Raw genomic sequence first — 24,444 nt, forward strand, 5'->3', positions numbered from 1 at the left:
TGGATCGCGCAGAACGTACGCGCCTGCTGGATCGTGTAGCACGCGATGGCTACATCGATGACTACACGGGTGTTCGTATTGCTGCCGATGGCCGCCGGTTTCTGATACGCCATGCAACCGTCTGGAACCTGCTGGATGAGAGCGATTGCTTTTATGGGCAGGCTGCGATGATTCCAGAGTGGGAAGTATTACAAACGGTGTTTACCGCAGACTGAAATTCTGGGTGCCGGGTTCAGCACGATGAGGATATCGTCAGCGTAAGCGCCGGAATGGACGAATTGGTTCAACCCTCATGCCAGTTTATCCATTGCAAACCTGGTACACGGGAAAATTCACGCACGTCGCGTGTGATCAGTGCTGCGCCGTGACGCAAGGCAGTGGCGGCAATCAGAGTATCGTGCGGTCCAGTAAGGTTTCCTGCTGCTTCCAGCGTTGCCCGAATGCGGGCAGCATGGTCGGCACATTCGCTGTCGAAAGGCAGTTTCTGCATGGGTAGCAGCAAGGTAGTCAGGGCAGCCAGACGTGGCGCAGCCATTTCGGGCGGCAAACGCAGCAGATCGTAGCGCAGTTCATATTCCACAATGGCGGGTACAGCCACATCATGCGGGCGTTGTGCCTGCAAACGCGGCACCACTTGCGGATCACCGCGAAAGTAATAACTGATGTTATTGCTATCCAGAATCAGCATGTTCAGCATTCCAGGCGCGGCGTATCAGCAGGTGGCGGGGCAGCTTCTTCACGCAGCGGAAAATCGGCAAAACGCCCCGCCAGTTCCAGACAGTCCTGCGGCCATTCCTGTGTGGCATATTTGGTAATGAATTCGGATACCCAACGGCTTTTGGATAGCCCGCTGGCCTTGGCGCGTTGCTCGATCAACGCCTGGATGTCATCATCGAGATAAAGCGTGATTTGCGACATGATGCACCTCAAACAAATAAAATATATTAGAAAATATAAGTGTGATGTAAGAAACTATCAATGAGGGTGATTGGATACGAGCATGCAGATCACTCATCCCTTCTTCTTTCTGTCAGCCTTACCCGATTCTTGCGTCGCGTTCTTCCGGCAAAAGTATTTTGCAATCTGTACAGGTTGTATACGCCATGTAGGATGTTCACATTCTGCATAGTCTCTTATTTTATAGAAAACACCTGCCAACCATTTCCACTTTTGCCAGCTCGCGGAACCACGCTACGCTTGTTTTTCCAACAACTTCCCATACGATTCATACTTCACGATCAGGCCTTGCGTCTCAGTCGCTCAACTTCGTTGCGGAAGGCCGGCGTCAACTCTTCGATCAGGGTTTCGATGTCGCGCACTTGGTGCTGAACTGTCAGCACCGCAATACCTTGCGGCACGACGTCGTAGACCACGAAGTGCTGCTGCGCCGGAATCATCAGAAACGGAGCCGAACGGTATTGCCGGAGATGGCCCGTTTCCGGATTGATCGCAGCCACGCCCATCGCTGCGTATAGGTCGGCGACGTAACGATCAGCGACATCGTCACCCCATTCGCGGCACGACCGCGCGTGGATGCGGTGCAGGTCTAGTGCTGCGTTGCGAGTCAGCAAGAATGCGGGGGGCGGCGGATGATCATTGCCAGCCATCGGTTTCCTTGCGGTCGAGCATCGCCATGTCGGCATTGAAGTCGCCGCTGGATGCAAAGACGCGGCCTGCTGCCAGGTCGCGGTAGCCACTCAGAATGGCGTCTTGCACGATCTGGCCTTCGCGTCGCTCCATGTCGCGGCGGATCAGGTCGCGCACGTACTCGCTGGGGGTTTCGTAAAGGCCATCCTCGCCGACCATGCGCTCCACGAATTCGGCCAGAGGCCGGGACAGGCGGGCATTGATGCGTTCGGACATGGAAATCTCCTGAATTGACTTGATGGGCACATTGTCGCATAAGGAAGCTCGTTTGTCGTAACCATTGCCCAATATTGCGCCATAGTGCTATGAGAAGTTGTGATTTCACCCACTCCGCGAAGTTCAGCCTTCACCTCGATTCGACACTCCATCGCCCGGCAGCTGCGACTTCTGTTCTGTCTTGATTATTGGTGAAATGTCGAAAAATATCCTGAGCCTGCTTCAATTATGAGACGATCGCTTGCGTTCAAGGTCCCGATTCTGATGTGGCAAAAGCGCACTTCTGAAAGCATTCGGCGGCCTGTGCCACCTATTCTCTGTATACCTTGCGACAACAGGGAAATATTGGATGATTCATAATTTGAAAACAGTTTGATCCGGAAATGTCTTGTTATAATCGTCAGATTGTGTAATTCAGATGATGAAAGCACAGTTTTGCAAATATCCTCTCCCGAAACAAACAGGCGGGTGTAGTTCAATGGTAGAACGGTAGCTTCCCAAGCTGCATACGAGGGTTCGATTCCCTTCACCCGCTCCATGCGACTTTTCCAGGGGCATTTCAACGACACAGCCCATCTGCAGAACCAGGCGAGTTGTCGGGAATGACCATGTTGCCCACCCCTTTTACCGCTTGAGCAATGCAGCAGTCGTGCCTATCTGCTCATGCTCGAACGCGACCGCAAAATCGTCCAGTTCGTGCGCGCGCAGTCCAACTCCTGCACCAAGAGCGATTTGTCGCCAATTCGTTACTGCTGCATGGACTTCTGCCAATATATTCAGAGCTTGCTCCTTATCCAGAGCGAAGTAGGGCGCACGAGCCAGCAGCATATGCACATCGGTGATCGGCCCGTCTTCCTCGGATAGCCAGATCTTGGACTCCCGCTCCTTGTCCGGAAACGGGTTGATGTCGAATGCAGGCGCAAGGCGCCACAAGCCATGTTCCACATGCAGGAAACCATGATTCTGCAGGTGATCATCCACATTGGTAATCAGCAGGTTGAACACAAGGCGGCGCCAGAGTTGGTACAAATCTCGAGTAGGCGAGTGGCCGTGGGAACGGATAGCGTCCGCGATTTCCGTGTAGCTGCGCTCCTCCTCACGCGAGACCTGCAATAGCGATGCCGCCGACTGATAAGGAATGCGGCCATCATTACCATCACGATCAAACCGTCGGATGACGGCTATGGGTACATCTTCCAGGGAGGCGATGCGAGCAGGCGCGGCATCGATGCCAGCCAATTGCGCCAGCTTCAACGCCAGCACCTCGCCGCGGGTGACACTACGCGTGTCGTTCACGCTGGGGAACTTGCCGATGGCAAGCCAGCCGTCTTCATCCACGATCGTGCATTTGGGACGCATGCCACCCAGCGAAGTGCCTTTACCTTGCAGGTAGCGTAAGTCTTCCGCCGTCTCCTGCCCGCGCTCGATGGCGCGACTGGCCCGATAGATATGTTCCAGCTCGATCATCGGCGGGGTAGCGCGTCGACCTTCTGGCACCGTTCTATGCCAGATTCCTTTAGGATCACGTAGACGTAGTGCGCCAACGCGGCTGAAGTCATCGACCGCCAGCAGATAGTCCAACTCGGTCAGGAGCGGCAGTTTCGGGTCGCTGCGGCGGCGCCTGGCATGGTCGCGGGCGATGACGCGGCGGCCCCAGGCGTCGGGGGCGGTATCGGCAATTGCGCCGTGGAATACGGAGCCATGTGGCGAGGCTGCCTTGTGTGGCTGGTAGCCTGGCATCAGTTGCAGGTCAGCAGATACGCTGAACCGTTCAGGGTTGGCCAGCCAGGTCTCGTCATAGGTGAAGGTGCAATGCTGGCGCTGGCCTTGCTGCACGTACACGAGTGAGCCGAGCGGCAGGCCAGCTTTGCCGATGTATACCTGGACTTGTTGGCGGGTGGGCGTGGCGACTGCCATCACAGCGCTCCAGAAGAAGAGCTGCCGGACTTGCTGCGCACGCGCTTGGGCAAGTGCTCATCCATCAGCATCAGTCCGATTTCGTCGTTCGGCGTGTCCAGCAGGCGCCCAAGTGCCTGGATTTCGCCAAAGACGTGCAGAGCTCGGGCGAAGAAGTGGATGGGCACCTTGACGTCGCCTTTCTCCATCCGGCGCACGGTAGACAGGGACGCACCCATGCGCTTGGCAAGCGAGGACTGGGAGATGCGGCGTCGCCTGCGAGCCAGGGAGATATCGTTGCCGAGCTTCCGGATCGCACGCTCCACGGGCAAAGGAATAGGGTTTTCCATAGTTAAAGTTCTCATAAGACTATTAATTATATATTTATGTTCCAATTGGAGCAATTATGGTTTATGAGCTGCGGCGGCTCCACAGTGTAGACAGCAGTCATAAAACGGGTGCAAAATACGGTACATCTTCGCTTCTCGAACTGAGATTGCTCTCTATTAATCAGAGGGTTGAATGCCAGATTCGATTCCCTTCACCCGCTCCACTGCAAATTTCTGATTTGTTGACTTCCAGCGAAAGTTGCTGACAATCGATCGCGAGGTTCCTCGGGTGCGTTCGGCTGCGGTTTCTATGTTGGAATGAGAATTATTGCTATCATATGCGGTTTGCTACGTCTGTTTACTTTTCCATTCGCTATGTCTCGTCCACCTGCGCCCAAGAAAGGCTGGCTCGCTTACTACAGCGGGCTGATCGGGACATGGGCGAAGAGAAGTTCCTTGCCGCACGATGCGGAAGATGCAGCCCAGGATTCCATCGAAGGATTGCTGCGTGGTGAACACGCGGCTGCAATCGATCAGAAAGCGTACTTGTACCGGGCGGCTCAGAATCGTCTGATCAGTGAAATTCGCCGGCAGTCACGCCATGAAGTACTGCCCCTGCATGAGCTGAGCGACGATGAACATCCCCTGCAGCATGATCCGGACGTGGCACTTCGAACTGCGGAACTGACGCAAGCGCTTCGAGCGGCCTTACTGGAGCTTCCATTGAAGTGCCAACAGGTCTTTTTGTGGAATAAGATCGAAGGCTATACCCAGGAAGAAATCGCGCACAAATTACAATTGACGCCCAGTTCGGTCGAAAAGTATATGAAGCGGGCACTGCGGCATCTTCAGGAAAGGTTACAAAACCATGCGCCGCACTGATTCCGGATTTTCGTATGCCCAGACGTCTTATCATTGAAGGGTTATTTTTCATGCCCTGTGTCCTTCGCGACGCGCGCAATGACTCCAACTGACCATTCGACCGACCGAACTACGCCGCGCGAACAGGCCCTGCACTGGTTCTCGAAGGTTCAGCTCGGTACCCTGACGCCTGATGAGCGACGAGAGCTCGACGACTGGCTTGCACGTGACCCCGCGCATGAGCGGGAATACCGATCTTTGCAGGATGTCTGGAAGGTCGCTGATTACCTGCCAATGGACGAGATGCGTGCCATCATGGACAAAACCGATGACGATCAGCCACACCCCGGGCGTCGACGAATGCTGATCGGTGCCGGCGTGACATGCGTGGCCGTGGTTACCGCAAGCTGGTTGACGCGCGATATCTGGGCGCCGTCTCCCACATTCACCCAGCGGCTGGCTACGTCGAAAGGAGAGCGTCGGCAAATCGGGCTGCCGGATGGTTCACATATCGATCTGAATACCGACACAGATATCTCCATTGCCTTTTATGATGCTCGCCGCACTGTCGAACTGCATCGTGGCGAGGCTTTGTTTTCCATCAACCACGATACCGCCAGGCCGTTTCTGGTCGAAGCGGGCGATGCACGCGTGCTGGTCACCGGCACGCAATTCGACGTGCGGCGTGACCAAGGTCGTGTCATGGTCGCAGTGCAGGAAGGATCGGTCGAGTTTTCCGCCGGCCCCTGGTGGCGACGCAAACATGCACTTCTGACGGCGGGCCAGGTTTCTGTGGCATCGCCGCAAGACGGTCTGATATCTCCGTACCCTGATCATATCGAGACTATCACGGCATGGCAGCGGGGACGTCTGGTCTTTCGCGATGTTCCACTATCTGATGTGGTGGCCGAGCTGAGCCGCTACCTGACCCACCCGCTGCGTATCGCCGATGCCCGATTGGGCCAGCTGCGTATCTCCGGCACGCTGAGCATCGAGACACCGGAAGCGGCTCTGGACATCCTGCCCGACATCGCGCCAGTGGCCGTCATACGCCACGCCGACGGCGACGTTATACTTGTGATGAGCCGCTGAGCTTTCCCCGGGTAATCTGCTGATTTCCCTGCTTTACCGCCGACGCTGGCGGTGTCCTCGTTCCATCTCTTAAAAGATACATTCAGTATCAATTTCGTGTTGAGAATCATTCCGGAAAATTCTTCGCTACGGCGTCTTACCTGTAAGGGGTGTGTTTTTCAATATCAGGCTCCCCTCCAAAACCCTGGCCAAATCAGGGGTATCTGCGCCGTGTGCGCGTATTTATTTTCTGGAATTCATTCATGGACAAGCAAGCTACACCAACAGCCTTGCAGCGCCGGGGTACGACGCTGATTGGTATTAACGCCCTGGTACTTTCGATCGTTCTTGCCTTAAGTATGGCCCCGCAGGGTGTTCAGGCGCAAGAAATACCTGTCTCGATCAGCATCCCGGCGCAATCGCTGGATGCGGCTCTGGAACAATTGGGCGAACAGACAGGGCTTCAGATTTTCTATTTGCCGGAAATGGTACGGGGGCTGAATGTGCCGAACGTTTCCGGCAGCCTGACGGCAGATCAGGCGTTGCGGCGTGTGTTGGCCGGTACCGGCATCGAGTTTCGTCGAACGGGAAAGAATGTATCGCTTTCGCGGCCAACATCAGGAGAGATGACGCAACTGACGCCGGTAACCGTTACAGGGACGAGTCTTACTGATGGCGTTACCGAAGGCACAGGCTCCTACACGACCAGCCAATCCTCCTACGGCAAAGGGCAGATGCTCAAGGAATTGCCACAGACAGTTACAGTGATGACGCGCCAGCGTATTGATGATCAGGAGCTAAAGACACTGGACGATCTGATGATTCGCACACCTGGCGTCACGGTCCAGCAGGATAATACTACTAATTCATCCTTTTATTCTCGAGGTTTTAAGATCACAAATTTCCAGATCGACGGCAATAGCCCGATGTATGGAGAAGGTGGTCTAAGTGGTGGCCTCAATACGGCTCAACTGGATCTTGCCATGTTCGATAGTGTTGAGGTTTTGCGTGGCTCCGATGCGCTCTATGGCACTTCAGGCGAACCGGGTGGTGCGATCAATCTTGTGCGCAAGAAACCAACGAAGCAGTTTCAGGTGAAGGCACTCGCCCATGCGGGTAGCTGGAATAACTACCGAGGTGAACTCGATGTCGGCGGCTCAATTATAGGTGGACGTATCCGTGGGCGCCTCGTCGGTGTCTATGAAGACCGGAAATATTTCTACGATTTCGGCAAAAGCGATAAACAATTATTCTATGGTATCGTCGAAGTGGATATCACCGACAGCACAATGTTCACTGTTGGCGGTTATATTATGCGTCAGGATTTCGGTGCGTTTAGTGCCTTTGGCCTGCCTCGATATTCAAACGGAGAAGATATCGGCCTGCGGCGGAGTTTATATCTGGGAGGACCTGATGATCGCTGGCTTAGAAAAAATAATAAGCAATTCATCCGCATTGATCAGGAAATTGGAACAGATTGGGCCTTGGGTATCGAAGCATCACGAGCCGAAAGCAGAAATTATCGCCGAGATATAGCGTGGGATGGAGCGATCGACCCGATTACCTTTACAGGTCTAAACGGTATAGGTAGGGATCGTCAATTCTATTATGACGAAACACAAAGAACACTCGATGCTGTGTTGAAGGGTGCATTCCATCTGCTTGGTAGAAAACATAAGGTAATTTTGGGTGCAAATATCAACGAACGTGAGCTTTCTGCAGAACTTGACATTCGTAGGAATACTTACTGGAGCTCTCCAAATATTTTTGAGTTTGACCCAAACAATTATATTTCAAATGAACCTTATTTTATTTTCAACAAGGGGAAGTATAAAACCATACAAAAGGGCGTGTATGGATCACTCGTAGCCCAAATCACAGAGCCTCTGAAATTGATTGTTGGCGGACGATTGAGCTGGTATAAATACGACAATACTTGGGATTACTTTGACGAGAATACTAGCATCGTTAATCGTACCACTTTAACAAGATACGAAGATAGCACGGTTTTTACGCCTTATTTAGGCCTAGTTTACGATTTAACAAAACAGTGGTCGACCTATGCGAGCATCTCTGAAACCTATAAATCTCAAGCTAGCAATCACAAGGGACCTTTGCCTGGCACGCCTCTTAACCCTATCACTGGGCGTAGCTATGAGGTTGGTATGAAGGGCAGTCTGTTCAATGAACGAATGAATACAGCACTTGCTTTTTTTTCTATCAAGCGTAATGGTCAGGCAGTACGGGACCCAGCCTATCCCCCTTTTTCTGGCGATCTAGGCAATAACTGCTGTTATCTTGATGATGGCCGCGTCACCAGCAGAGGTGTAGACATTGAAGTTAGCGGTGAAATTATTTCAGGTTGGCAGATTCAGGCTGGCTATACGTTTAACAACAATGAGGACAAAGCGGGCAATGGCCGATACAGTACTGTCACCCCAAAACACCTATTCAAATTATGGTCGAGTTATGAGTTGAGAAATATATTGAGTGGCCTAAAACTAGGCGGTGGTGTCACCGCACAAAGTTCGACCTATCAAAAAGGATCGGCGAGAACGTTCAATCTGGCTACTGGCCTATATGATGGTCCCTCGGTCGATTATGAATTTACCGCACCAGGACGCATAGTAGTTGATTTGTTTGCCCAATACTACATCAACAAACATTGGTCTACGACTCTCAATGTTAACAATGTCTTCGACAAGAAATACTACCAAACCGTGGGATATTCAGACTATGGTAATTTTTATGCTGAACCTCGTAATTTCCTGGTGAGTATGCGATATAGTTATTGAAATACGCCAGTAATTCTATTTCTAATTCATTAATGTAATTAATAGTGCGGTAATGATCCACGGCCAGGGCACAATCGATGCAATTATTGTGTAGTCTTGCTCGCAGGCTCTGAGTGCTTTGCTCAAAGGGTCTTCAAGAGCGTTCAGGCTCTTGAAGATCCGTTTTGCCGCCCGTCCACCCGCTTTGGGTGCATCGGCAGCACCCTGCCTGTGCCTGGCGCAACTGCTCTACCGTCGTTGCTGAGGCAATGCTTTGTCTGGCCTTGAACAATACATCTGTGTCTTCCACTGGCTGGGCGTGACATAGCTTATCTCCATCAGTATAGATAGCGATAATTATTCTACTAATGAATTGTAAATAGAATTATTCGTCGTCGAGGCGCAACGTAGCCAGGTAACGCGCCAGGTGCACACTTGGGCACGTCCAGCTGCGGTTTCTATGTTGGAATGAGAATTATTGCTATCATATGCGGTTTGCTACGTCTGTTTACTTTTCCATTCGCTATGTCTCGTCCACCTGCGCCCAAGAAAGGCTGGCTCGCTTACTACAGCGGGCTGATCGGGACATGGGCGAAGAGAAGTTCCTTGCCGCACGATGCGGAAGATGCAGCCCAGGATTCCATCGAAGGATTGCTGCGTGGTGAACACGCGGCCGCGATTGATCAGAAAGCGTACTTGTACCGAGCGGCTCAGAATCGTCTGATCAGTGAAATTCGTCGGCAGTCACGCCCTGAGGTACTGCCTCCTGCATGAGCTGACCGACGATGAACATCCTTTGCGGCATGATCCGGGTATGGTGCTTCAAACTGTGGAACTGCCGCCAAGCGCTTCGCGCCACCTTGCTGGAGCTTCTGTTGAAGTGCAAACAGGTCTTTCTATGGAACAAGACCGAATGGCTATACCTCGGAAGAAATCGTGCACAGTATGAGGTGCTCTGGTGGGTTTTATCACCGGAACAGGGTGGCTAACAATGATGGATTGATCAAATTCGAGCATCTGGAGATGAAATAATGAACAAACTCAAGCTTTTTTTTCTGTCGAATCTGCTGGTTCAGTGGCTGGTAATGCTCATATTTATGGCCAGCTTGCATGGCACAGCCATCGCCGCGCCAGCTGATGACGAGAAGGCGCAGACCATCGTGCACATGCTCGATTATGTGGGGGTGGATTATCCGGAGTTCGTGCAGGACGGCAAGGTGCTCAATGCTGAGGAGTACGAGGAGCAGCGTGAATTTGCCACGCAGGCCATCACACTGTTGGAGCAGTTGCCAGCGGTGCCGGAGCAGCCGGCGCTACTGGAGCGGGCTCGTACGCTGCTGGCGAACATTGATGCCAAGGCGCCGGGCAGCGAGGTTTCCTCGCTGGCCGGCCAACTGCGCTCGGGCGTAATTCAGGCGTGGAAGCTCAACGTAGCACCGCGTCTGGCGCCAGATCTGGCACTGGGCGCCAGATTATTTGCTCAGCACTGCGCCACCTGCCATGGTGCGCAGGGTCGCGGTGATGGGCCGTTATCCAAAGACATGGAGCCGGCCCCCAGCGATTTCCACGATGAGGAGCGCATGCGCCAGCGTAGTCTTTATGGCCTTTATAACACCATTTCCCTTGGAGTGGGCGGCACGCCGATGCGTGCATTTACCGAATTCTCTGAAGCTGACCGCTGGGCACTCGCTTTCTTTACAGGTAATCTGCGCGCCGACCCGGAGGCCATTGCGCATGGCGAGGCCGCATGGCGCGAAGGGCAGGGAAAGCCTGTGTTCGACAGTTTACGCTCCCTGGTTGCCAAGGCACCGGGCGAGCAGGCTGAGGCTGGCACGGCGCTGGATGCAGTGCGTGCTTATCTGACGCAGCAGCCGCAGGCACTGCAGGCGTCCGCACCGGCGCCACTGGCATTCTCGCGCACCAAGCTCGATGAGGCAGTGCAGTCCTATGCTCGTGGCGATCGTGAGGGCGCACGTCGGTTGGCGATTGCGGCCTACCTGGAAGGCTTCGAGCTGGTTGAATCTGCTCTGGATAACGTGGATGCGCCATTGCGTACTGAGATCGAGCGCGAAATGATGGCGTTGCGTGCGACTATTGGTGACGGCCAGCCTGCCGAAGCTGTGTCAGCCCAGGTCACTAAGGTCAAGGCACTGCTTGATCGCGCCGACGATGCGCTGTCGAGCGGGAGTTTGTCGCCGATGGCGGCTTTCGTGAGTTCGCTGCTGATCTTGCTGCGCGAAGGGTTGGAGGCGATCCTGGTCCTGTCGGCCATCATTGCCTTTGTCATCAAGACTGGGCGGCGCGATGCCTTGCCCTACATCCATGCTGGCTGGATAGGTGCGATGGTGTTGGGGATTATCACCTGGGTGGTGGCAAGCTATGTGATCAATATCTCAGGTGCAAACCGTGAACTCACCGAGGGTATCACAGCGCTGCTGGCAGCGGCGATGCTGCTGTACGTGGGCTGGTGGCTGCACAGTCGCGCGAATGCGCAGGCCTGGAGCCGCTTTATCCGCGAGCAGGTAAATGTAGCACTTGGCAAGCGTACGCTGTGGGCGATGGCTGGTATCTCGTTCCTCGCAGTGTACCGTGAACTGTTCGAAGTAATCCTGTTCTACGAGGCACTGTGGGTGCAGGCGGGCGTGGAAGGTCATACTGCCATACTGTGGGGCATTGCAGCTGCAGCAGTGCTGCTGGTGCTGATCGGTGGCGCCATCCTGCGCTATAGCGTGCGGTTGCCGATCGGACCGTTTTTCGCGGTTATGTCGGCACTGCTGGCGTTCATGGCCGTCGTGTTCGTCGGTAACGGTGTCGCAGCCCTGCAGGAGGCAGGCGTGCTCGACGCGACGGCGGTGCGCTTCGTTTCGCTGCCGCTGCTGGGCATCTATCCGACCACGCAAGGCCTTGTGCTGCAGGCGTTGACGCTGTTACTGATCGTAGGTGGATTCTGGTTCAACCGCAGAAAGGTGGCGTAAGCACGTGATGATATTGTTGCCCGCACCAGGGAATTTCTAATCAAGTCCTTCATGGCCGCCCGAGCGGGAGGCGGCCATGGAATTCGGATTGTTGCGTTACTTCATTACTGTAGTTGAAAAACTGTACGGTACTCGCGCAAAAGAGCGCCTGAGGATAAAGTAATCACCGATTTGCAGGTATGCCGATGCTGGCCACTTATCTGCTTCTGTTGCACCGGAACTGTCGTATACAGTACCTTCTATTTTAGAAAGGTACGATTTCTGCTGGTATCCCCATGTATAATTGGACCGTTTGCGGGTTGTAAGTGATCTCTTTATCTGGTCTGTGAGAGAAGATCCAGCTTCTTGGGCCCGTTTATCATGTGGCTGTTAAACCAGTCTTATCTTTGTCCGATGACTGCTCGTACTGAGAGTGGTTCTTTAACTACTACAAAAAATTTCCGAAAGAAACTGATGACTATTCGTTCAATCAGATCGCTGTTGCACAGCCTGTTCGCCGTTTTATTGTTATTGACATCTTTTGGCGTGATTGCAGCGGAAAAAACCACAACGACCCCGGAATCTCTGAAAATCCTTGGCTGGGTAGAATTTATCCGTCTGGAGCCCTGGGGGATCAAGACACCTGCCCGAATCGATACTGGCGCTAATACTGCTTCCATGAGTGCTCGGGATATTAATGTGTTCAAGAGAAATGGCAAGACCTGGGTCAGGTTTACTTTTGACTTCAAGAAAGGTACGGGGGAGCGTACCGTCGAGATCGAGCGTCCACTAGTGCGCATGGTTAAAATCAAGCAGCATGATGGCCCTCCGCAGGAACGTCCGGTAATCTCCATGGAAATTTGTTTGGCTGATGAAATCCGGGAAGCCGAGTTCGATCTGATCGATCGTCGTGCTTTGAATTACCCGGTGTTGCTCGGGCGCAAGGCGCTGGCCGGATATGTGGTAGTCGATCCTGCACGTGCCTATCTCACCAAGGCAGTGTGTGGCCATATCAAAAAGAAAAAGAAGGACGATGAATCAGGGCAACCAGAATGAGGAAACTGCATCTGTATCTGCTGGTGTTCATACTGTGTCTCACGGGATTGGCGCTGGCTTATTACAAGGCTGCCGTAATCGGTCTGCCTTTGACTGCGTCAGAACAGGCACAGGTATGGAATATCGAAGCTCGTATCAGTTTTCGTGCCAAGCCGGACAGTGCAATTAAGGTAACCCTGCCGCTGCCTTTCAATCCTGCCGGTTATTCCATTCTCGATGAAGATTTTGTCAGCGCTGATTATGGGCTGGCAATCGAACAGGATAACACCAGCCGTGTTGCGCGATGGGCCAAGCGAAGAGCGCAAGGTAAGCAGTTGCTGTTTTACCGGGCCATATTGTTCGAAAACGAAGAAATTATTCCTAGAACGGATGAAGTACCGGTTTATCCAAAGCCGCCCGAGTATCCCGAGAATCTGGTACCTGTGATTCAGGGAGTATTGGACAAGGCGCGTCAGCAGTCAGCTGATACCGTTTCCTTTGCACAGCGGGTGATTGAACAATTGAATGCAGCTGCATCAATACCGGAGCTGAAATTGCTGGTGAAGCATGTCAGCCGTACACGTAATTTGGCAAAAACCCTAAGTTGGGTTTTGGCCGGTGCCCGTATTCCTTCTCGTGTCATTCGCGGATTACGCTTGCAGGATGATAAGGAATATGCGGATCTGGAACATTTTCTGCAGGTTTATGATGGTGAGCAGTGGCGTACCCTGAATATTAAGAATGGCCAGGAGGGCCTGCCGTCGAGTTTCATTATCTGGCAGATCGATGATGATCGTTCTTTCTCGATTGAAGGCGCTTCCGAATCCGGGATCCAGTATTCAGTTGCCAGAACATTGCAGGAAACCGTCAACATTGCCGGCTTCCGTTCGGCGGAAAAAGGCTCTCACATGATGGATTTTTCGTTGTATTCCTTACCGGTACATACTCAGAATGTGTACAAGGTGCTGCTGATGGTGCCGCTGGGAGCACTGGTCGTCGTATTTATGCGCAACATCATCGGGATTCGCACGTTTGGTACATTCATGCCTATCCTGATCGCTCTGGCTTTCCGTGAAACAGAATTGTTCTGGGGGCTGATCCTGTTCAGCCTGATCGTGGGACTCGGGTTGCTGTTGCGCGCCTATGTCGAGCAGTTGAAGCTGCTACTGGTTCCCCGTCTGGCAGCGGTGCTGACCATGGTTGTCCTGCTGATGGCAGGTCTCAGCGTCATCATGCACAAGCTCGGATTTGAAATGGGATTGTCCGTGGCCTTGTTCCCGATGGTAATCATGACGATGACGATTGAACGTATGTCGCTGACCTGGGAAGAGGCCGGGCCGGCTGAAGCATTCAAGCAGGTGTCAGGCAGTATGCTGGTGGCGGTAATAGGGTACTTGGCTATGAATATCGGCGAATTTCAATACATGTTCTTCGTATTTCCGGAGTTGCTGCTGGTAGTACTGGCTGTGATCTTGCTGCTGGGTCGCTACTCCGGTTACCGGCTGATGGAGCTTTGGCGTTTCCGTGCGTTCGCACGGAACAAGCCGTAACGCCATGCTCCAGTTCCTGAAGAAACTCAGGCAGAGCGGGGTTGTCGGCATGAATCAGCGTAATGCTGATTTCATTCTGCGTTATAACGAGCGCTCGCTTTATCCGCTGGTGGACGACAAATTGCGGACCAAATATCTGGCGATTACATCCGGTATTGCGGTACCCGAATTGTATGGTGTCATTGAAATTCAGCATGATGTTGCCAGTTTTCCTGATATCGTCAAGGATCACGAGGATTTCGTGATAAAGCCGGCACATGGTTCGGGAGGAAACGGTATCTGTGTCGTTACCGGCCGTCTCAACGGCCGTTATCGGCAGAATAATGGCGATCTGTTGACTGAAGAAGATATCGAATATCACGTCTCGAATGTACTTAGCGGCCTCTACAGTCTGGGTGGACAGCCAGACCAGGCGCTGATCGAATACCGGGTCAAATTCGATCCCCTGTTCGAAACAGTTTCTTACCGCGGTGTACCGGATATTCGGACCATCGTGTTCAGAGGAATTCCGGTGGCCTGTATGGTGCGCTTGCCAACCCGCATGTCGGATGGTAAAGCCAATCTTCATCAGGGTGCCGTAGGAGCGGGGATCGATCTGATGACCGGTCGCACTACCCACGCTATCTGGCAGAATTATCCGATCGAGCAGCATCCAGATACCGGTGCTACCATCAATGGGCTTGCAATTCCTCACTGGCATAAACTGCTGACGCTGGCGGCACAATGCCACGGTCTGGTCGGATTGGGATATCTGGGAGTGGATGTCGTGCTCGACCGGGAGCTGGGTCCGCTGGTGCTGGAGCTCAACGCACGCCCCGGTCTTTCCATTCAGATAGCCAACCGCAGGGGTATGAGCCGTTTGCTGGAGAAAATAGCCAAGCTGGAAGAAATCCCTGCTTCGGCAGCAGATCGTGCCACATTGGGACAGGAATTATTTCTGGAAAATCAGACCTGATTTTCTGTATTTACGGCTATGGTCGCAGGTAATGTTCTTATCCTTACCCTTCGCGCAAGATCAGAGGTTCTTATTCCATTCCCAAATCAAAAATGACACGAAGGTGAGCCGCAGACAGTATAAATAATACGGCCAGGCGAAGCCGACAAAGTTAGTTTTGATTTAGAAATGGAATTAGCGTTGACTGGCCGCCTGTACAGCAGTCAAGGCAATGGTATAAACAATATCTTCCACCGATGCACCGCGTGACAGATCATTCACGGGCTTACGCAAGCCTTGCAACATAGGGCCGATACTGACTACGTTGGCGCTGCGCTGCACGGCTTTGTAAGTGGTATTGCCGGTGTTGAGATCCGGAAAGATAAACACGGTAGCGCGCCCGGCTACCGGGCTGCCAGGTGCTTTTTGCTGCCCCACGCTGGCAATCGCAGCGGCATCGTATTGCAGAGGGCCGTCGATCAGCAGATCGGGGCGTGCCAAACGGGCCAGTCGGGTGGCTTCGCGTACTTTTTCCACTTCTTGCCCACTACCGGAATCACCGGTGGAATAACTCAGCATGGCTACACGTGGCTCAATATCCAGTGCCTGCGCTGACGCGGCACTTTGCAGCGCGATATCAGCCAGTTCTTCAGCCGTAGGGTTAGGATTGACCGCACAATCTCCATACACTACGACTTGTTCTGGCAACAGCATAAAGAAAACAGAGGAGACAAGTTTAAAACCCGGTGCTGTTTTGATCAGTTGCAAAGCGGGGCGAATGGTATTGGCGGTGGTATTGATTGCGCCGGAGACGAGGCCATCGACTTCACCGGTTGCCAGCATCATGGTGCCCAACACGACGTTGTCCTCCAATTGTGCTAGCGCCATGGGTTCATTTAGTCCTTTATGCTTGCGTAACTCCACCATAGCCATCACATAATTTCGGCGCACTTTTTCCGGATCAATCATTTCAAGCCTTTCGGGCAGGGTAATGCCATGTGCACTGGCTACCGCTTTTACTGCATCGGGTTTTGCCAGCAACACGCAACGGGCAATGCCACGTTCCTGGCAAATGGTGGCTGCTTGTATAGTGCGTGGTTCACACCCTTCTGGTAACACAATACGGCAGTTAGCATCTTGTGCCCGCTTGACCAGGCGATAGCGGAAGGCGGGAGGAGAAAGGCGTTTCTCCTGTGGTTCACCACAGCGCTTAACCAATAATTCCTGGCGAATATGATTCGCCACAAAGTTGGCGACACGCTCAGCACGCTCGTGGTCATCCAGCGGAATCTCCCGATTCATGCGATGGAGGTTAGCGGCGGTATCGTATGAATTGGTCGTGACGGTATAAATCGGTAATCCTTTAGCCAGTGCGCCTTTGCACAACTTCAGCACGCGTGGATCCGGCGGAAAATCACTGCACAGTAGCAGCCCTGCCAGCGGTACACCATTCAGTACGGCAAGGCTGGTGGCCATGATAATATCATCCCGATCGCCTGGCGTAACCACTAGCACCCCTGGACGTAACGATGCCACTGAATTGGGGACGGCACTGGCAAACAGCACGATATCTTGTACACGACGTTTTTCACTATCACCCGCGTTCACGGTCTGAGCTTGTAGCTGTGTAACAACATCTGTCATGCGAGGAGCATTCAAGGAATCTTCCCATGGAATACAACCCAAAATCTGAAAGCTGGATTGACGGAATAGGGTGGAATGGCTTTTTAGCTGTTCAAAAAAATTATCAGAATGATCGGTACGAATTTTATTGAGGATCACGCCTAATAGACGGGGATTCTGAGTACCACCAAAAAATTGAGCCTGAATTTCAATACGATCTGTAATCGCTTGCAGTGCATCATCTTTGGCAGATGAAACCAGAATGATATCGGCATCAAGGCTGCTGGCCAGTTTGGTATTCACGCGTGAGGCATAGCTGACATAGCGTGTAGGAACCATGCCTTCTACCACCATCACATCATAACCTTCAGCGGCTTGCTGAAATCGTCGGACGATATCTTCCATCAGATCGTCAATCTGGCCTTCACCCAGCAAATGCTCAACTGTCGCTAATGGAAGCGGAGGGAGTGGCGCCAGGCCCAATGTTCGCGAGAGTAATTCAGTGGAATATTCAAGTTTGGAATTACCGGGATGTTGCTGAGCGACAGGTTTATAAAAACCCGCTTTAAGGCCACCATATTCGAGCGCCCGCACTAAACCTAAACTGGTTGAAGTGAGTCCGACACCAAAGCTGGTAGAGGTAACAAAGAAAGTATGCATGTTTTTTATTCTTTTCGCGTAAAGTAAAGGTTGATGAAAAACGCTAAGTGTTATGGAGCCATTGTTGTCGGCGTTTTAATACAATCCCTGTATCTCGTGCAATTTGTCGTTCTTTATCGGCAGGCACAACTAATGTGTGTTGCCTTTGGCCTGAACGGCGCCCGTCGGCTTTGTTCTCCCTGCATCATGGATGAGTGTAATATCTTCTGCCAGCCATAGGCGCTGGTATTTCACCAATCGTAGAGGCATGAATTGCTTACTGGAAAAAATCGCCAAACTGAAAGACATTCCTGCTGCAGAAATTCATCTGTCTGAAATATAACCTTCATAACTACTTAACTTTTATTGTCTACGGTGGCAGCTCCTTGATCAATAATCAGAGAGAAGGCCATGAATAATAAAAAAGCATGTCAGGTTGAAACGAATAACGGCGACGGGCCGATGAGCAATCATTCGGATAATGCTCATTTTTCCTCCATTCTGGAAAGAAGGTTATCCCGTCGTGAAGTCCTGGCCGGCGGTCTCGGACTGGCAGTTACCGGTATGTTTGGTTTACCTGGACTGGTGGAAAGAGCGGAAGCCAGGAAATATCCTTCCACTACAGGATTGACAGTACCTCCTAAATCTTCTATCCCCCTGAATCCGGAATTCAATTTCAGCGCGGTTCCGGTTACCCGTTCAGATACCGTTACCATTCCGCATGGCTATAAAGCTCAGGTTCTGATCCCCTGGGGTACGCCGATCACTGGCAATTATCCTGAGTTCAATCCGGATGGTAATACCGGAGAAGACCAGGAACAGCAGATTGGTTCGAATCACGACGGCATGCATTACTTCCCGTTCCGTGATGATCCGAACGGCCATGGTTTGTTATGCGTCAACCATGAATACATAGATGAAAATATATTCCATCCTGAGGGATTGACTTCGATAAACGATCAGCGGCCAGATGATGAAGTCAGAAAGGAAATTGCCGCACACGGTGTCAGTATTACTGAAATCAGGAAAGAGCCGGTCAGTGGTCAATGGGAGGTAGTAAGAGGACCCTATAACCGTCGCGTCACAGCCGGCACACCGGTAGAAATTCGCGGACCTGTCCGGGGAAGCAACCTGGTCAAAACCAAATACAGCCCGGCTGGTACCGCGACACGCGGCACTCTCAACAATTGTGCGCATGGTTACACGCCGTGGGGAACCTATTTGACCTGTGAAGAAAACTGGGCAGGCTATTTTGTCAACCGTACCGGTCTTCCGAGAGAACACAACCGTTATGGCGTGAGCCAGAGTGGTGGGCGCTATCGCTGGGAAGCTGCGCAAGGGGAAGCGGATGAATATATTCGTTTCGATGCATCAGCAACAGGCAGGAGTGCAGTCGAAGATTATCGTAATGAGCCCAACACATATGGCTGGATCGTGGAAATCGATCCGTTCGATCCGAACAGCAAACCGGTCAAGCGTACCGCTATGGGACGATTTGCCCATGAGGGCTGCTGGCTGGCTCCCCCGCAATATGGCAAACCTCTTGTTTTCTACTCCGGTGATGATTCACAGAATGAATACATTTATAAATTTGTCACCAAAGCGCGCTACAACAATCATGTCAGCGGCGATATTCTGGATGAAGGTACGCTATATGTAGCCTGTTTCAATGACGATGGCACGGGAGAATGGCTAGCACTGGATATTAATGATCGTTTTTTCCGTGTCATGGCAATCAGTAAAGGCATCTTTTTTGTTGATCAGGCTGATGTGCTGGTTAATACGCGTCTGGCGGCGGATGTGGTCGGTGCGACCAAAATGGATCGGCCGGAATGGGGTGCTGTCCATCCGCAGACCCGGGAAGTGTATATGACATTGACCAATAACAGCAGCCGTACGACAACCGATGCGCCTAATCCACGCGGCCCCAATCCGTATGGCCACATTATCCGTTGGAGAGAGCAGGGTAATCGGCCATGGGCAACCAGATTCAAATGGGATATTTTCGTTCTGGCGGGTCCCGAGGGGGATGGTCAAGTCTTACCGGAGCAGAGTGGTCCTGCTCTGACCCAGGATAATATCTTTGCCAGTCCTGATGGATTGTGGATCGATCAGAATGGCATTCTCTGGATCCGGACTGATATGAGTGGTTCGCAGCAGGGCAACGGTCCTTTTGGTGCCAATGCCATGCTGGCTGCCAATCCGGTTACTGGTGAAATCAAGCGTTTTCTGGTGGGACCGAATAATCAGGAAACGACGGGTGTCATTTCGACGCCGGATGGTAAAAATATGTTCGTCAATTTCCAGCATCCAGGTGATCGTTCGCAACCAAACCAGTTCACCAGCAACTGGCCGGACAGTGGTGCGGTGTTCAGACATCCGGGTGAGTCACAAGCTGTCGCCAATCCCACCGGGCCACGTCCGCGTTCGGCAACGGTTGTCATTACGCGTGAAGATGGTGGTGTCGTGGGGGTGTGAAACGATCCTGCCGTGAAAACGGTAGCAGGGTCGGGCAGGTCCTGCCTGGCCTGCTCTTCGCCATTACAGTGCATCCGGTAAGGTGCTGATAAGCAGGAGAAGGCTCATTGAATCTGATTCAATCGATCCAGAATGCACCGCGTTGACGCTGTAGATACCAGGGCGAGTTTCCCTTTTCACGACATACACCATAGCGGAAGGAAGGCGGTAAACCGGGAAACTGGAAACGCAGATCAATGAACCAAACGCAGATATTTTGTGCAGGATGATTGATGCTATCCAGAACCGGGAATCGTGCGAACTGACGGAACGGCCCCAGAACCGACTGCTGCCAGGCTTCGTGCGACAGAGCTGCGTACTCAGGAGAGCGGCTGTCATGTAAGCTGTATGATTGCCAGCTTGCCATTGCCAGCGGGCGATAGGCTGCGGCCATATGACACAACAGGCTACCTGAATCAGTACACTTAAGCAGGGTGTTCCGTCTCAGATTGATTCGTGCAACATGCAGCTCGGTGCCATCACGAATAATCACCATCTGATTGAAAGGTGACAAAGGTTGTGGCAATACACTGACTGCCTGCTGATCGAGCATTTTTTCAGCGGCATGCGCTTTCCCCACCTGCATGGCCTCCTCATGCAGCATCCATAAAAATGATACATACGCCACGATACCGATCAGTATAGCTACTGCATAGACCCGTTTTGCCGGGAAAATAGCACTCAGGACAAGGCCGGCAAGAATGATCGCAGTTAACCACGGATCGATGACGAATACGAGTGGCAGAGAAAACCGTTGGGTAGAAAATGGTGCAAACAGCATCAGGCCGTATGCTGTTACTAGATCGCCCAGAATATGGATCATGATGCCCAGGCACGCCGGTACGAAGAATGATCGCCAGGGATAACGTCGCCCGGTTAACCCGGAAAACAGATGCGCCAGCAGGAATGCCCAGAAAGGCAGCATCACGAGCGAATGTGCCGGCCCCTGATGCCAGTTGAGATAAATCAGTGTATCGATCAGCCGCAAGATGACATCACTATCCGGAAAAGCGGCTGCCATACTTCCGGCAATGATGCGTTCCCGCAGCGGCAACTGCTGAGCATGCTGAGTATGCGAAGAAGTAACCGCTCTCATCAGCAGCATGCCGCTCAGCGTATGTGTCACAGGGTCCATTTTTCGCTCCTGTACCAGACGCATACTCGAGTGTGTCCGGGGCTGCAGTTTCCGGGTTTAATCGAACTGCAGCGGAATTTGTCGCCTGTGTGGTACTGCACCCTTTTCGGGATCTCTGCCATACATCTTCTGATCCAGCCAGGCAGCCATGGTCAAATGGCTCTTGAGAAACTGGCGAGTATGACGCGAGTTTTCTGATGCATCCCGCATCCAGAAAAAGAAAGTCATCAGATAAATGGTCGTCAGCGTGCTTTCCTCCAATGCCCGTCGCATGAATGTGGCATCACGCTGTGCCGCCTCACGTACCCATTGCACGGTGCGGCTGACACGCATGACAGCAGGTATCTGAATATGGATATGCCCGAATTCCAGCTTGGACATGATCATCTGCCGCGTTACTTTGCGCTGTACCGCCAGCGCATCCAGCCAGGTCATGATGAGATGATGGATACGCTCAGACGCAGTCAGATCGAGAAAACCGGTAGATTCAGCTTCCTTCAGCATCCGACTGTCAGCGCGATCGAACCAGGCATCGATCAGCTCATCTTTCTCCCGGAAATACAATCGGATTTCATCCAGAGAAATCGCTGACTCGGCCGCTATATCATACAACCGTACTGCTTCCCAGGATGTGCGGGCAGCCAGCTCCACTGCCGTATCGACGATTGCATCACGCATCGGATCATTATTTATCGTCATATCGAGCCTCCTTATTTCTCAAAACAGGAAATGCAATGTTTTTCATTGTACCTGTCTTGCCTGATGGATCGGTTATACCATTCATGATCGAGCTGACTGTCTTCCCTGGATATCTTTCGCACAAATAACGAAAAAGGACGATTACTGCTTTATCTCCACCACCCCTCCCGCTCGTGCTGTCCCGCTGATGATACGTCCGGTGTGGTTGCGCACCTGGACGACTTCTCCTGCGGCCGCAGCAGCAAGCGCCTCACCTTCCATGCTAACGGTAAATCCTGCTCCAGTCGCAGTGAGCTGTACTTTCTGTCCGCGTGAGATGACATGTGGCGCACGTAACTGGTGCGTGCGGATGGGTTGTCCGGAAGCGAGGAATGTCGTTGCCACTTTGCCGATAACCTGATCGGGATCCGTGGCTACCCCTCCGGGAATACGTACGAGATCAACCTCTTTGCTCACGATATCCTGAGCCTCCAGCTGTTTTCCCATACTGACCGGCTGCGCAGCGTGCACGACACGGCTGATTACTTCGATTTCAACCGGAATATAGAGCGTCCAGGTGGCTTCATCCTGGCAGCGTACTCCCACCGAGAATTTTCCCCATACTCGCCCTCCCGCCGGCAAAAATGGCTGGGGCTGGCGGCACGAACGCGGTGTCTGGCGTGTATCCAGTCCGCTCGATTTGATGATGACCCTGCCGAGCAGATGTCGGGTTTCATTGCGCACAAAGCTATTTACGACCTCGAGTATCACCGATGTGGATGAATCTTCGCTGGCGATTGCCGCCATTGGATTCAGGGCGTACGCAAGAACGATCAGTAAAAATTTTATTTTCATGATGGGCAAATTGATACCAGAGGATCAGTGATGGGCAATTTTTGCCGGCAGCGGCAATTTTTGCCGCCACGTTCCGCATGGTATCGCCGCGATGCCCCGGCTAACCTGGAAATTGAAGGGTGATCATATGTCAGTTTGGTTTATTGATCGGCAAGAGATAATTGGTCAAGCCTGGCACGATTCCTGCTTAATGTATTAGTGACTACTTTGCAGGAGAAAACATGATTAATAAACTGGAAAATCTGCTCAATTTTAACCAGAAAGCATTGGGACTGCGGGCAGCCAGACAGGAATTGCTGTCTGGGAATATTGCCAATGCCGATACGCCGGGTTTCAAGGCGAGAGATTTTGATTTTTCCAAGGCAATGCAAAACGCTTCGCCGCAGCAAATACAAAATTTCTCATTGGCGACAACTGTGCCAAGACATATCAGTTCAACCGATTTCAGATCGATTACATCCGTACCTAAGCAATACCGTGTCCCGCAACAGCCCAGCATAGACGGTAATACTGTCGATATGGATACCGAGCGCATGCAGTTTATGGATAACGCTATACGGTATGACGCCGGGTTGACATTCATTAGTGGTCAGTTTCGAACCCTGTTATCAGCTATCAGAGAAGGAAATTAACAGCCATGTCCCTGTTCAGTGTATTCAATGTCGCCGGTTCCGCCATGGCAGCCCAGTCGCAACGGCTGAATGTAGTGGCCAGTAACCTCGCCAATGCAGACAGTGCTACCAGTTCGACTGGAGAGGCCTATCGCTCCCGCCAGGTCGTGTTCCGCACGATCGATGTCTCGGCAGACAAGGCAAAAGGGGTCAAGGTGGCGGGCGTTGTGCATGACCAATCTCCCATGCGGGTGGTTCATGACCCGAAACATCCGATGGCGGATGAAAAAGGTTATGTCACTCTGCCCAATGTCAACGTAGTGGATGAAATGGTCAACATGATGTCGGCATCACGTTCTTATCAGAACAGCGTTGACATGATGAACGTGACCAAGACACTGCTGCAGAAAACGTTATCGATCGGCCAATAAGGAGGAATGAATATGAGTCAGGTGCAGAGTAATTCCAGCATATCCGAACTGCTGGCTTCGAACGGCAGCAGTATCAAGACCGCCCGCAAGGGTGATGAAGATATGCAGGAGCGATTCCTCAAGCTGCTGGTAACACAAATGCAGAATCAGGATCCGCTCAGTCCGATGGATAACGCGGAAGTGACCAGTCAGATGGCACAGATCAGCACTGTGAGCGGTATCGACAAACTCAATACCACACTGGAAAAACTGGTGGCGGATTCCGATGCACGGCGTTCGTTTGAGGCAGCCGCCATGATCGGTCGCAGTGTGCTGGTTCCGGGAACCGACATGCAACTGGAAAACCATGCAGGGATAGGTGGATTTGAACTGGTTGAGCCGGTAGACAAGCTGGTCGTCACCATCAAGGATAGTGCGGGCATTACCGTACGTGAAATTGATCTTGGGGCGCAGGATGAGGGGGTAGGTACCTTCGTCTGGGATGGTGTGGCGAACAGTGGTAATGAGGCGGCCGGCGGGCAATACAGCTTTGCTCTGAAAGCGGTACGTAATAACCAGGAAGTAGCCGCCTCCACTCTGGCATTTGGTTCAGTCAGCAGTGCTCAAGCGGGTAAGGATGGCGCTTTGCTGGAAGTAGGTAGGCTGGGGTATGTAGGCATGGACGATGTTAAAAAAATATTTTGAGTCA

General features: G+C 52.4%; 23 protein-coding genes, 1 tRNA gene and 1 pseudogene. 15 read left to right on the forward strand and 10 right to left on the reverse strand.

Annotation, left to right across the window (positions count from 1 at the left end; translation table 11 throughout):
• Positions 1-215: MEKHLA domain-containing protein (locus ABUL11_RS00950; RefSeq protein ID WP_350281994.1), on the forward strand; the 215-nt coding region annotated here is incomplete at its 5' end.
• A gap of 68 nt (positions 216-283) precedes the next feature.
• Here ABUL11_RS00950 and ABUL11_RS00955 read toward each other — a convergent pair.
• From ABUL11_RS00955 to ABUL11_RS00970, 4 genes are all read right to left on the reverse strand, one after another.
• Positions 284-688, reverse strand: coding sequence for a PIN domain-containing protein (locus ABUL11_RS00955; RefSeq protein ID WP_350281995.1), 405 nt, complete (start codon positions 686-688; stop codon positions 284-286).
• Between the two features lie 2 nt (positions 689-690).
• On the reverse strand, positions 691-918 hold the full coding sequence (locus tag ABUL11_RS00960; RefSeq protein ID WP_350281996.1) for a ribbon-helix-helix domain-containing protein: 228 nt from the start codon (positions 916-918) through the stop codon (positions 691-693).
• Between the two features lie 320 nt (positions 919-1,238).
• Positions 1,239-1,607, reverse strand: a complete 369-nt coding sequence (locus ABUL11_RS00965) for a type II toxin-antitoxin system RelE/ParE family toxin (RefSeq protein WP_350281997.1) — start codon at positions 1,605-1,607, stop codon at positions 1,239-1,241.
• Positions 1,594-1,863, reverse strand: a complete 270-nt coding sequence (locus ABUL11_RS00970; RefSeq protein ID WP_350281998.1) for a ribbon-helix-helix domain-containing protein — start codon at positions 1,861-1,863, stop codon at positions 1,594-1,596. The genes ABUL11_RS00965 and ABUL11_RS00970 overlap by 14 nt, the downstream gene beginning before the upstream one ends.
• Positions 1,864-2,327: 464 nt before the next feature.
• On the opposite strand from ABUL11_RS00970, the gene ABUL11_RS00975 reads away from it, so the two are divergent.
• Positions 2,328-2,401: transfer RNA gene (locus ABUL11_RS00975), tRNA-Gly, on the forward strand.
• 86 nt (positions 2,402-2,487) lie between these two features.
• On the opposite strand, the gene ABUL11_RS00980 is transcribed toward ABUL11_RS00975, so the two are convergent.
• Positions 2,488-3,780 (reverse strand): type II toxin-antitoxin system HipA family toxin, encoded by a 1,293-nt coding sequence (locus ABUL11_RS00980; protein WP_350281999.1) that lies wholly within the window; start codon positions 3,778-3,780, stop codon positions 2,488-2,490.
• A complete protein-coding gene (locus tag ABUL11_RS00985) occupies positions 3,780-4,109 on the reverse strand; it encodes a helix-turn-helix domain-containing protein (RefSeq protein ID WP_350282000.1) in 330 nt (109 codons plus the stop codon). Before ABUL11_RS00985 ends, ABUL11_RS00980 begins: the two co-directional genes overlap by 1 nt.
• Positions 4,110-4,463: 354 nt before the next feature.
• Between ABUL11_RS00985 and ABUL11_RS00990 the strand changes: the two genes are divergently transcribed.
• From ABUL11_RS00990 to ABUL11_RS01030, 9 genes and pseudogenes are all read left to right on the forward strand, one after another.
• Positions 4,464-4,970, forward strand: a complete 507-nt coding sequence (locus tag ABUL11_RS00990; protein ID WP_350282001.1) for an RNA polymerase sigma factor — start codon at positions 4,464-4,466, stop codon at positions 4,968-4,970.
• A 78-nt stretch (positions 4,971-5,048) separates the two neighbouring features.
• Positions 5,049-5,204, forward strand: a pseudogene (locus tag ABUL11_RS00995) (FecR/PupR family sigma factor regulator); the annotation flags it as partial.
• 123 nt (positions 5,205-5,327) lie between these two features.
• On the forward strand, positions 5,328-6,041 hold the full coding sequence (locus ABUL11_RS01000) for a FecR family protein (RefSeq protein ID WP_350282070.1): 714 nt from the start codon (positions 5,328-5,330) through the stop codon (positions 6,039-6,041).
• Between the two features lie 242 nt (positions 6,042-6,283).
• Positions 6,284-8,815, forward strand: a complete 2,532-nt coding sequence (locus ABUL11_RS01005; RefSeq protein ID WP_350282002.1) for a TonB-dependent siderophore receptor — start codon at positions 6,284-6,286, stop codon at positions 8,813-8,815.
• 504 nt (positions 8,816-9,319) lie between these two features.
• The gene (locus tag ABUL11_RS01010) at positions 9,320-9,568 is read left to right on the forward strand and encodes a sigma factor (RefSeq protein WP_350282003.1); all 249 of its coding nucleotides are present in this window, start codon (positions 9,320-9,322) and stop codon (positions 9,566-9,568) included.
• A 257-nt stretch (positions 9,569-9,825) separates the two neighbouring features.
• Positions 9,826-11,769, forward strand: coding sequence for a cytochrome c/FTR1 family iron permease (locus ABUL11_RS01015; RefSeq protein WP_350282004.1), 1,944 nt, complete (start codon positions 9,826-9,828; stop codon positions 11,767-11,769).
• A 453-nt stretch (positions 11,770-12,222) separates the two neighbouring features.
• Positions 12,223-12,804, forward strand: a complete 582-nt coding sequence (locus tag ABUL11_RS01020; RefSeq protein ID WP_350282005.1) for an ATP-dependent zinc protease family protein — start codon at positions 12,223-12,225, stop codon at positions 12,802-12,804.
• On the forward strand, positions 12,801-14,333 hold the full coding sequence (locus tag ABUL11_RS01025) for an inactive transglutaminase family protein (protein WP_350282006.1): 1,533 nt from the start codon (positions 12,801-12,803) through the stop codon (positions 14,331-14,333). Before ABUL11_RS01020 ends, ABUL11_RS01025 begins: the two co-directional genes overlap by 4 nt.
• Positions 14,334-14,337: 4 nt before the next feature.
• On the forward strand, positions 14,338-15,288 hold the full coding sequence (locus ABUL11_RS01030) for an alpha-L-glutamate ligase-like protein (protein WP_350282007.1): 951 nt from the start codon (positions 14,338-14,340) through the stop codon (positions 15,286-15,288).
• 174 nt (positions 15,289-15,462) lie between these two features.
• Here ABUL11_RS01030 and pta read toward each other — a convergent pair whose 3' ends face one another.
• Positions 15,463-17,550, reverse strand: a complete 2,088-nt coding sequence (gene pta, locus ABUL11_RS01035) for a phosphate acetyltransferase (RefSeq protein WP_350282008.1) — start codon at positions 17,548-17,550, stop codon at positions 15,463-15,465.
• A gap of 390 nt (positions 17,551-17,940) precedes the next feature.
• Between pta and ABUL11_RS01040 the strand changes: the two genes are divergently transcribed.
• The gene (locus ABUL11_RS01040; protein ID WP_350282009.1) at positions 17,941-20,007 is read left to right on the forward strand and encodes a PhoX family protein; all 2,067 of its coding nucleotides are present in this window, start codon (positions 17,941-17,943) and stop codon (positions 20,005-20,007) included.
• A 118-nt stretch (positions 20,008-20,125) separates the two neighbouring features.
• On the opposite strand, the gene ABUL11_RS01045 is transcribed toward ABUL11_RS01040, so the two are convergent.
• The 3 genes from ABUL11_RS01045 to flgA form a co-directional block, all read right to left on the reverse strand.
• Positions 20,126-21,181, reverse strand: coding sequence for a metal-dependent hydrolase (locus ABUL11_RS01045; RefSeq protein WP_350282010.1), 1,056 nt, complete (start codon positions 21,179-21,181; stop codon positions 20,126-20,128).
• 57 nt (positions 21,182-21,238) lie between these two features.
• Positions 21,239-21,880, reverse strand: coding sequence for a TetR/AcrR family transcriptional regulator (locus tag ABUL11_RS01050; protein ID WP_350282011.1), 642 nt, complete (start codon positions 21,878-21,880; stop codon positions 21,239-21,241).
• Between the two features lie 141 nt (positions 21,881-22,021).
• The gene (gene flgA / locus ABUL11_RS01055) at positions 22,022-22,714 is read right to left on the reverse strand and encodes a flagellar basal body P-ring formation chaperone FlgA (RefSeq protein WP_350282012.1); all 693 of its coding nucleotides are present in this window, start codon (positions 22,712-22,714) and stop codon (positions 22,022-22,024) included.
• A 221-nt stretch (positions 22,715-22,935) separates the two neighbouring features.
• Between flgA and flgB the strand changes: the two genes are divergently transcribed.
• Genes flgB through ABUL11_RS01070 form a run of 3 tightly spaced genes read left to right on the forward strand, consistent with a single transcriptional unit; the run spans position 22,936 to position 24,440 of the window.
• Entirely contained in the window at positions 22,936-23,346 is a 411-nt protein-coding gene (gene flgB / locus ABUL11_RS01060; RefSeq protein ID WP_350282013.1) for a flagellar basal body rod protein FlgB, read from the forward strand.
• A gap of 5 nt (positions 23,347-23,351) precedes the next feature.
• Positions 23,352-23,756 carry a flagellar basal body rod protein FlgC gene (gene flgC / locus ABUL11_RS01065; protein WP_350282014.1) on the forward strand — a complete coding sequence of 135 codons (405 nt, stop codon included), beginning with the start codon at positions 23,352-23,354 and terminating at the stop codon, positions 23,754-23,756.
• 12 nt (positions 23,757-23,768) lie between these two features.
• A complete protein-coding gene (locus ABUL11_RS01070; protein WP_350282015.1) occupies positions 23,769-24,440 on the forward strand; it encodes a flagellar hook assembly protein FlgD in 672 nt (223 codons plus the stop codon).
• Positions 24,441-24,444: the final 4 nt, after the last annotated feature.

The sequence above is a fragment of the Nitrosomonas sp. genome (genome assembly GCF_040256045.1).
In the GTDB taxonomy this organism is placed as follows: domain Bacteria; phylum Pseudomonadota; class Gammaproteobacteria; order Burkholderiales; family Nitrosomonadaceae; genus Nitrosomonas.

Excerpts from the sequence above, each read along its gene's own strand:
- ABUL11_RS00965 (WP_350281997.1), bottom strand. The coding sequence starts at position 1,607 with ATGGCTGGCAATGATCATCCGCCGCCCCCCGCATTCTTGCTGACTCGC.
- ABUL11_RS01030 (WP_350282007.1), top strand. The coding sequence starts at position 14,338 with ATGCTCCAGTTCCTGAAGAAACTCAGGCAGAGCGGGGTTGTCGGCATG.
- ABUL11_RS01025 (WP_350282006.1), top strand. The coding sequence starts at position 12,801 with ATGAGGAAACTGCATCTGTATCTGCTGGTGTTCATACTGTGTCTCACG.
- flgB (WP_350282013.1), top strand. The coding sequence starts at position 22,936 with ATGATTAATAAACTGGAAAATCTGCTCAATTTTAACCAGAAAGCATTG.
- ABUL11_RS01005 (WP_350282002.1), top strand. The coding sequence starts at position 6,284 with ATGGACAAGCAAGCTACACCAACAGCCTTGCAGCGCCGGGGTACGACG.
- pta (WP_350282008.1), bottom strand. The coding sequence starts at position 17,550 with ATGCATACTTTCTTTGTTACCTCTACCAGCTTTGGTGTCGGACTCACT.
- ABUL11_RS01070 (WP_350282015.1), top strand. The coding sequence starts at position 23,769 with ATGAGTCAGGTGCAGAGTAATTCCAGCATATCCGAACTGCTGGCTTCG.
- ABUL11_RS00970 (WP_350281998.1), bottom strand. The coding sequence starts at position 1,863 with ATGTCCGAACGCATCAATGCCCGCCTGTCCCGGCCTCTGGCCGAATTC.
- ABUL11_RS01040 (WP_350282009.1), top strand. The coding sequence starts at position 17,941 with ATGAATAATAAAAAAGCATGTCAGGTTGAAACGAATAACGGCGACGGG.
- ABUL11_RS00990 (WP_350282001.1), top strand. The coding sequence starts at position 4,464 with ATGTCTCGTCCACCTGCGCCCAAGAAAGGCTGGCTCGCTTACTACAGC.
- ABUL11_RS00955 (WP_350281995.1), bottom strand. The coding sequence starts at position 688 with ATGCTGATTCTGGATAGCAATAACATCAGTTATTACTTTCGCGGTGAT.
- ABUL11_RS01045 (WP_350282010.1), bottom strand. The coding sequence starts at position 21,181 with ATGGACCCTGTGACACATACGCTGAGCGGCATGCTGCTGATGAGAGCG.
- ABUL11_RS00980 (WP_350281999.1), bottom strand. The coding sequence starts at position 3,780 with ATGGCAGTCGCCACGCCCACCCGCCAACAAGTCCAGGTATACATCGGC.
- ABUL11_RS00985 (WP_350282000.1), bottom strand. The coding sequence starts at position 4,109 with ATGGAAAACCCTATTCCTTTGCCCGTGGAGCGTGCGATCCGGAAGCTC.
- flgC (WP_350282014.1), top strand. The coding sequence starts at position 23,352 with ATGTCCCTGTTCAGTGTATTCAATGTCGCCGGTTCCGCCATGGCAGCC.
- ABUL11_RS00960 (WP_350281996.1), bottom strand. The coding sequence starts at position 918 with ATGTCGCAAATCACGCTTTATCTCGATGATGACATCCAGGCGTTGATC.
- ABUL11_RS01020 (WP_350282005.1), top strand. The coding sequence starts at position 12,223 with ATGACTATTCGTTCAATCAGATCGCTGTTGCACAGCCTGTTCGCCGTT.
- ABUL11_RS01015 (WP_350282004.1), top strand. The coding sequence starts at position 9,826 with ATGAACAAACTCAAGCTTTTTTTTCTGTCGAATCTGCTGGTTCAGTGG.
- ABUL11_RS01010 (WP_350282003.1), top strand. The coding sequence starts at position 9,320 with ATGTCTCGTCCACCTGCGCCCAAGAAAGGCTGGCTCGCTTACTACAGC.
- ABUL11_RS01050 (WP_350282011.1), bottom strand. The coding sequence starts at position 21,880 with ATGACGATAAATAATGATCCGATGCGTGATGCAATCGTCGATACGGCA.
- flgA (WP_350282012.1), bottom strand. The coding sequence starts at position 22,714 with ATGAAAATAAAATTTTTACTGATCGTTCTTGCGTACGCCCTGAATCCA.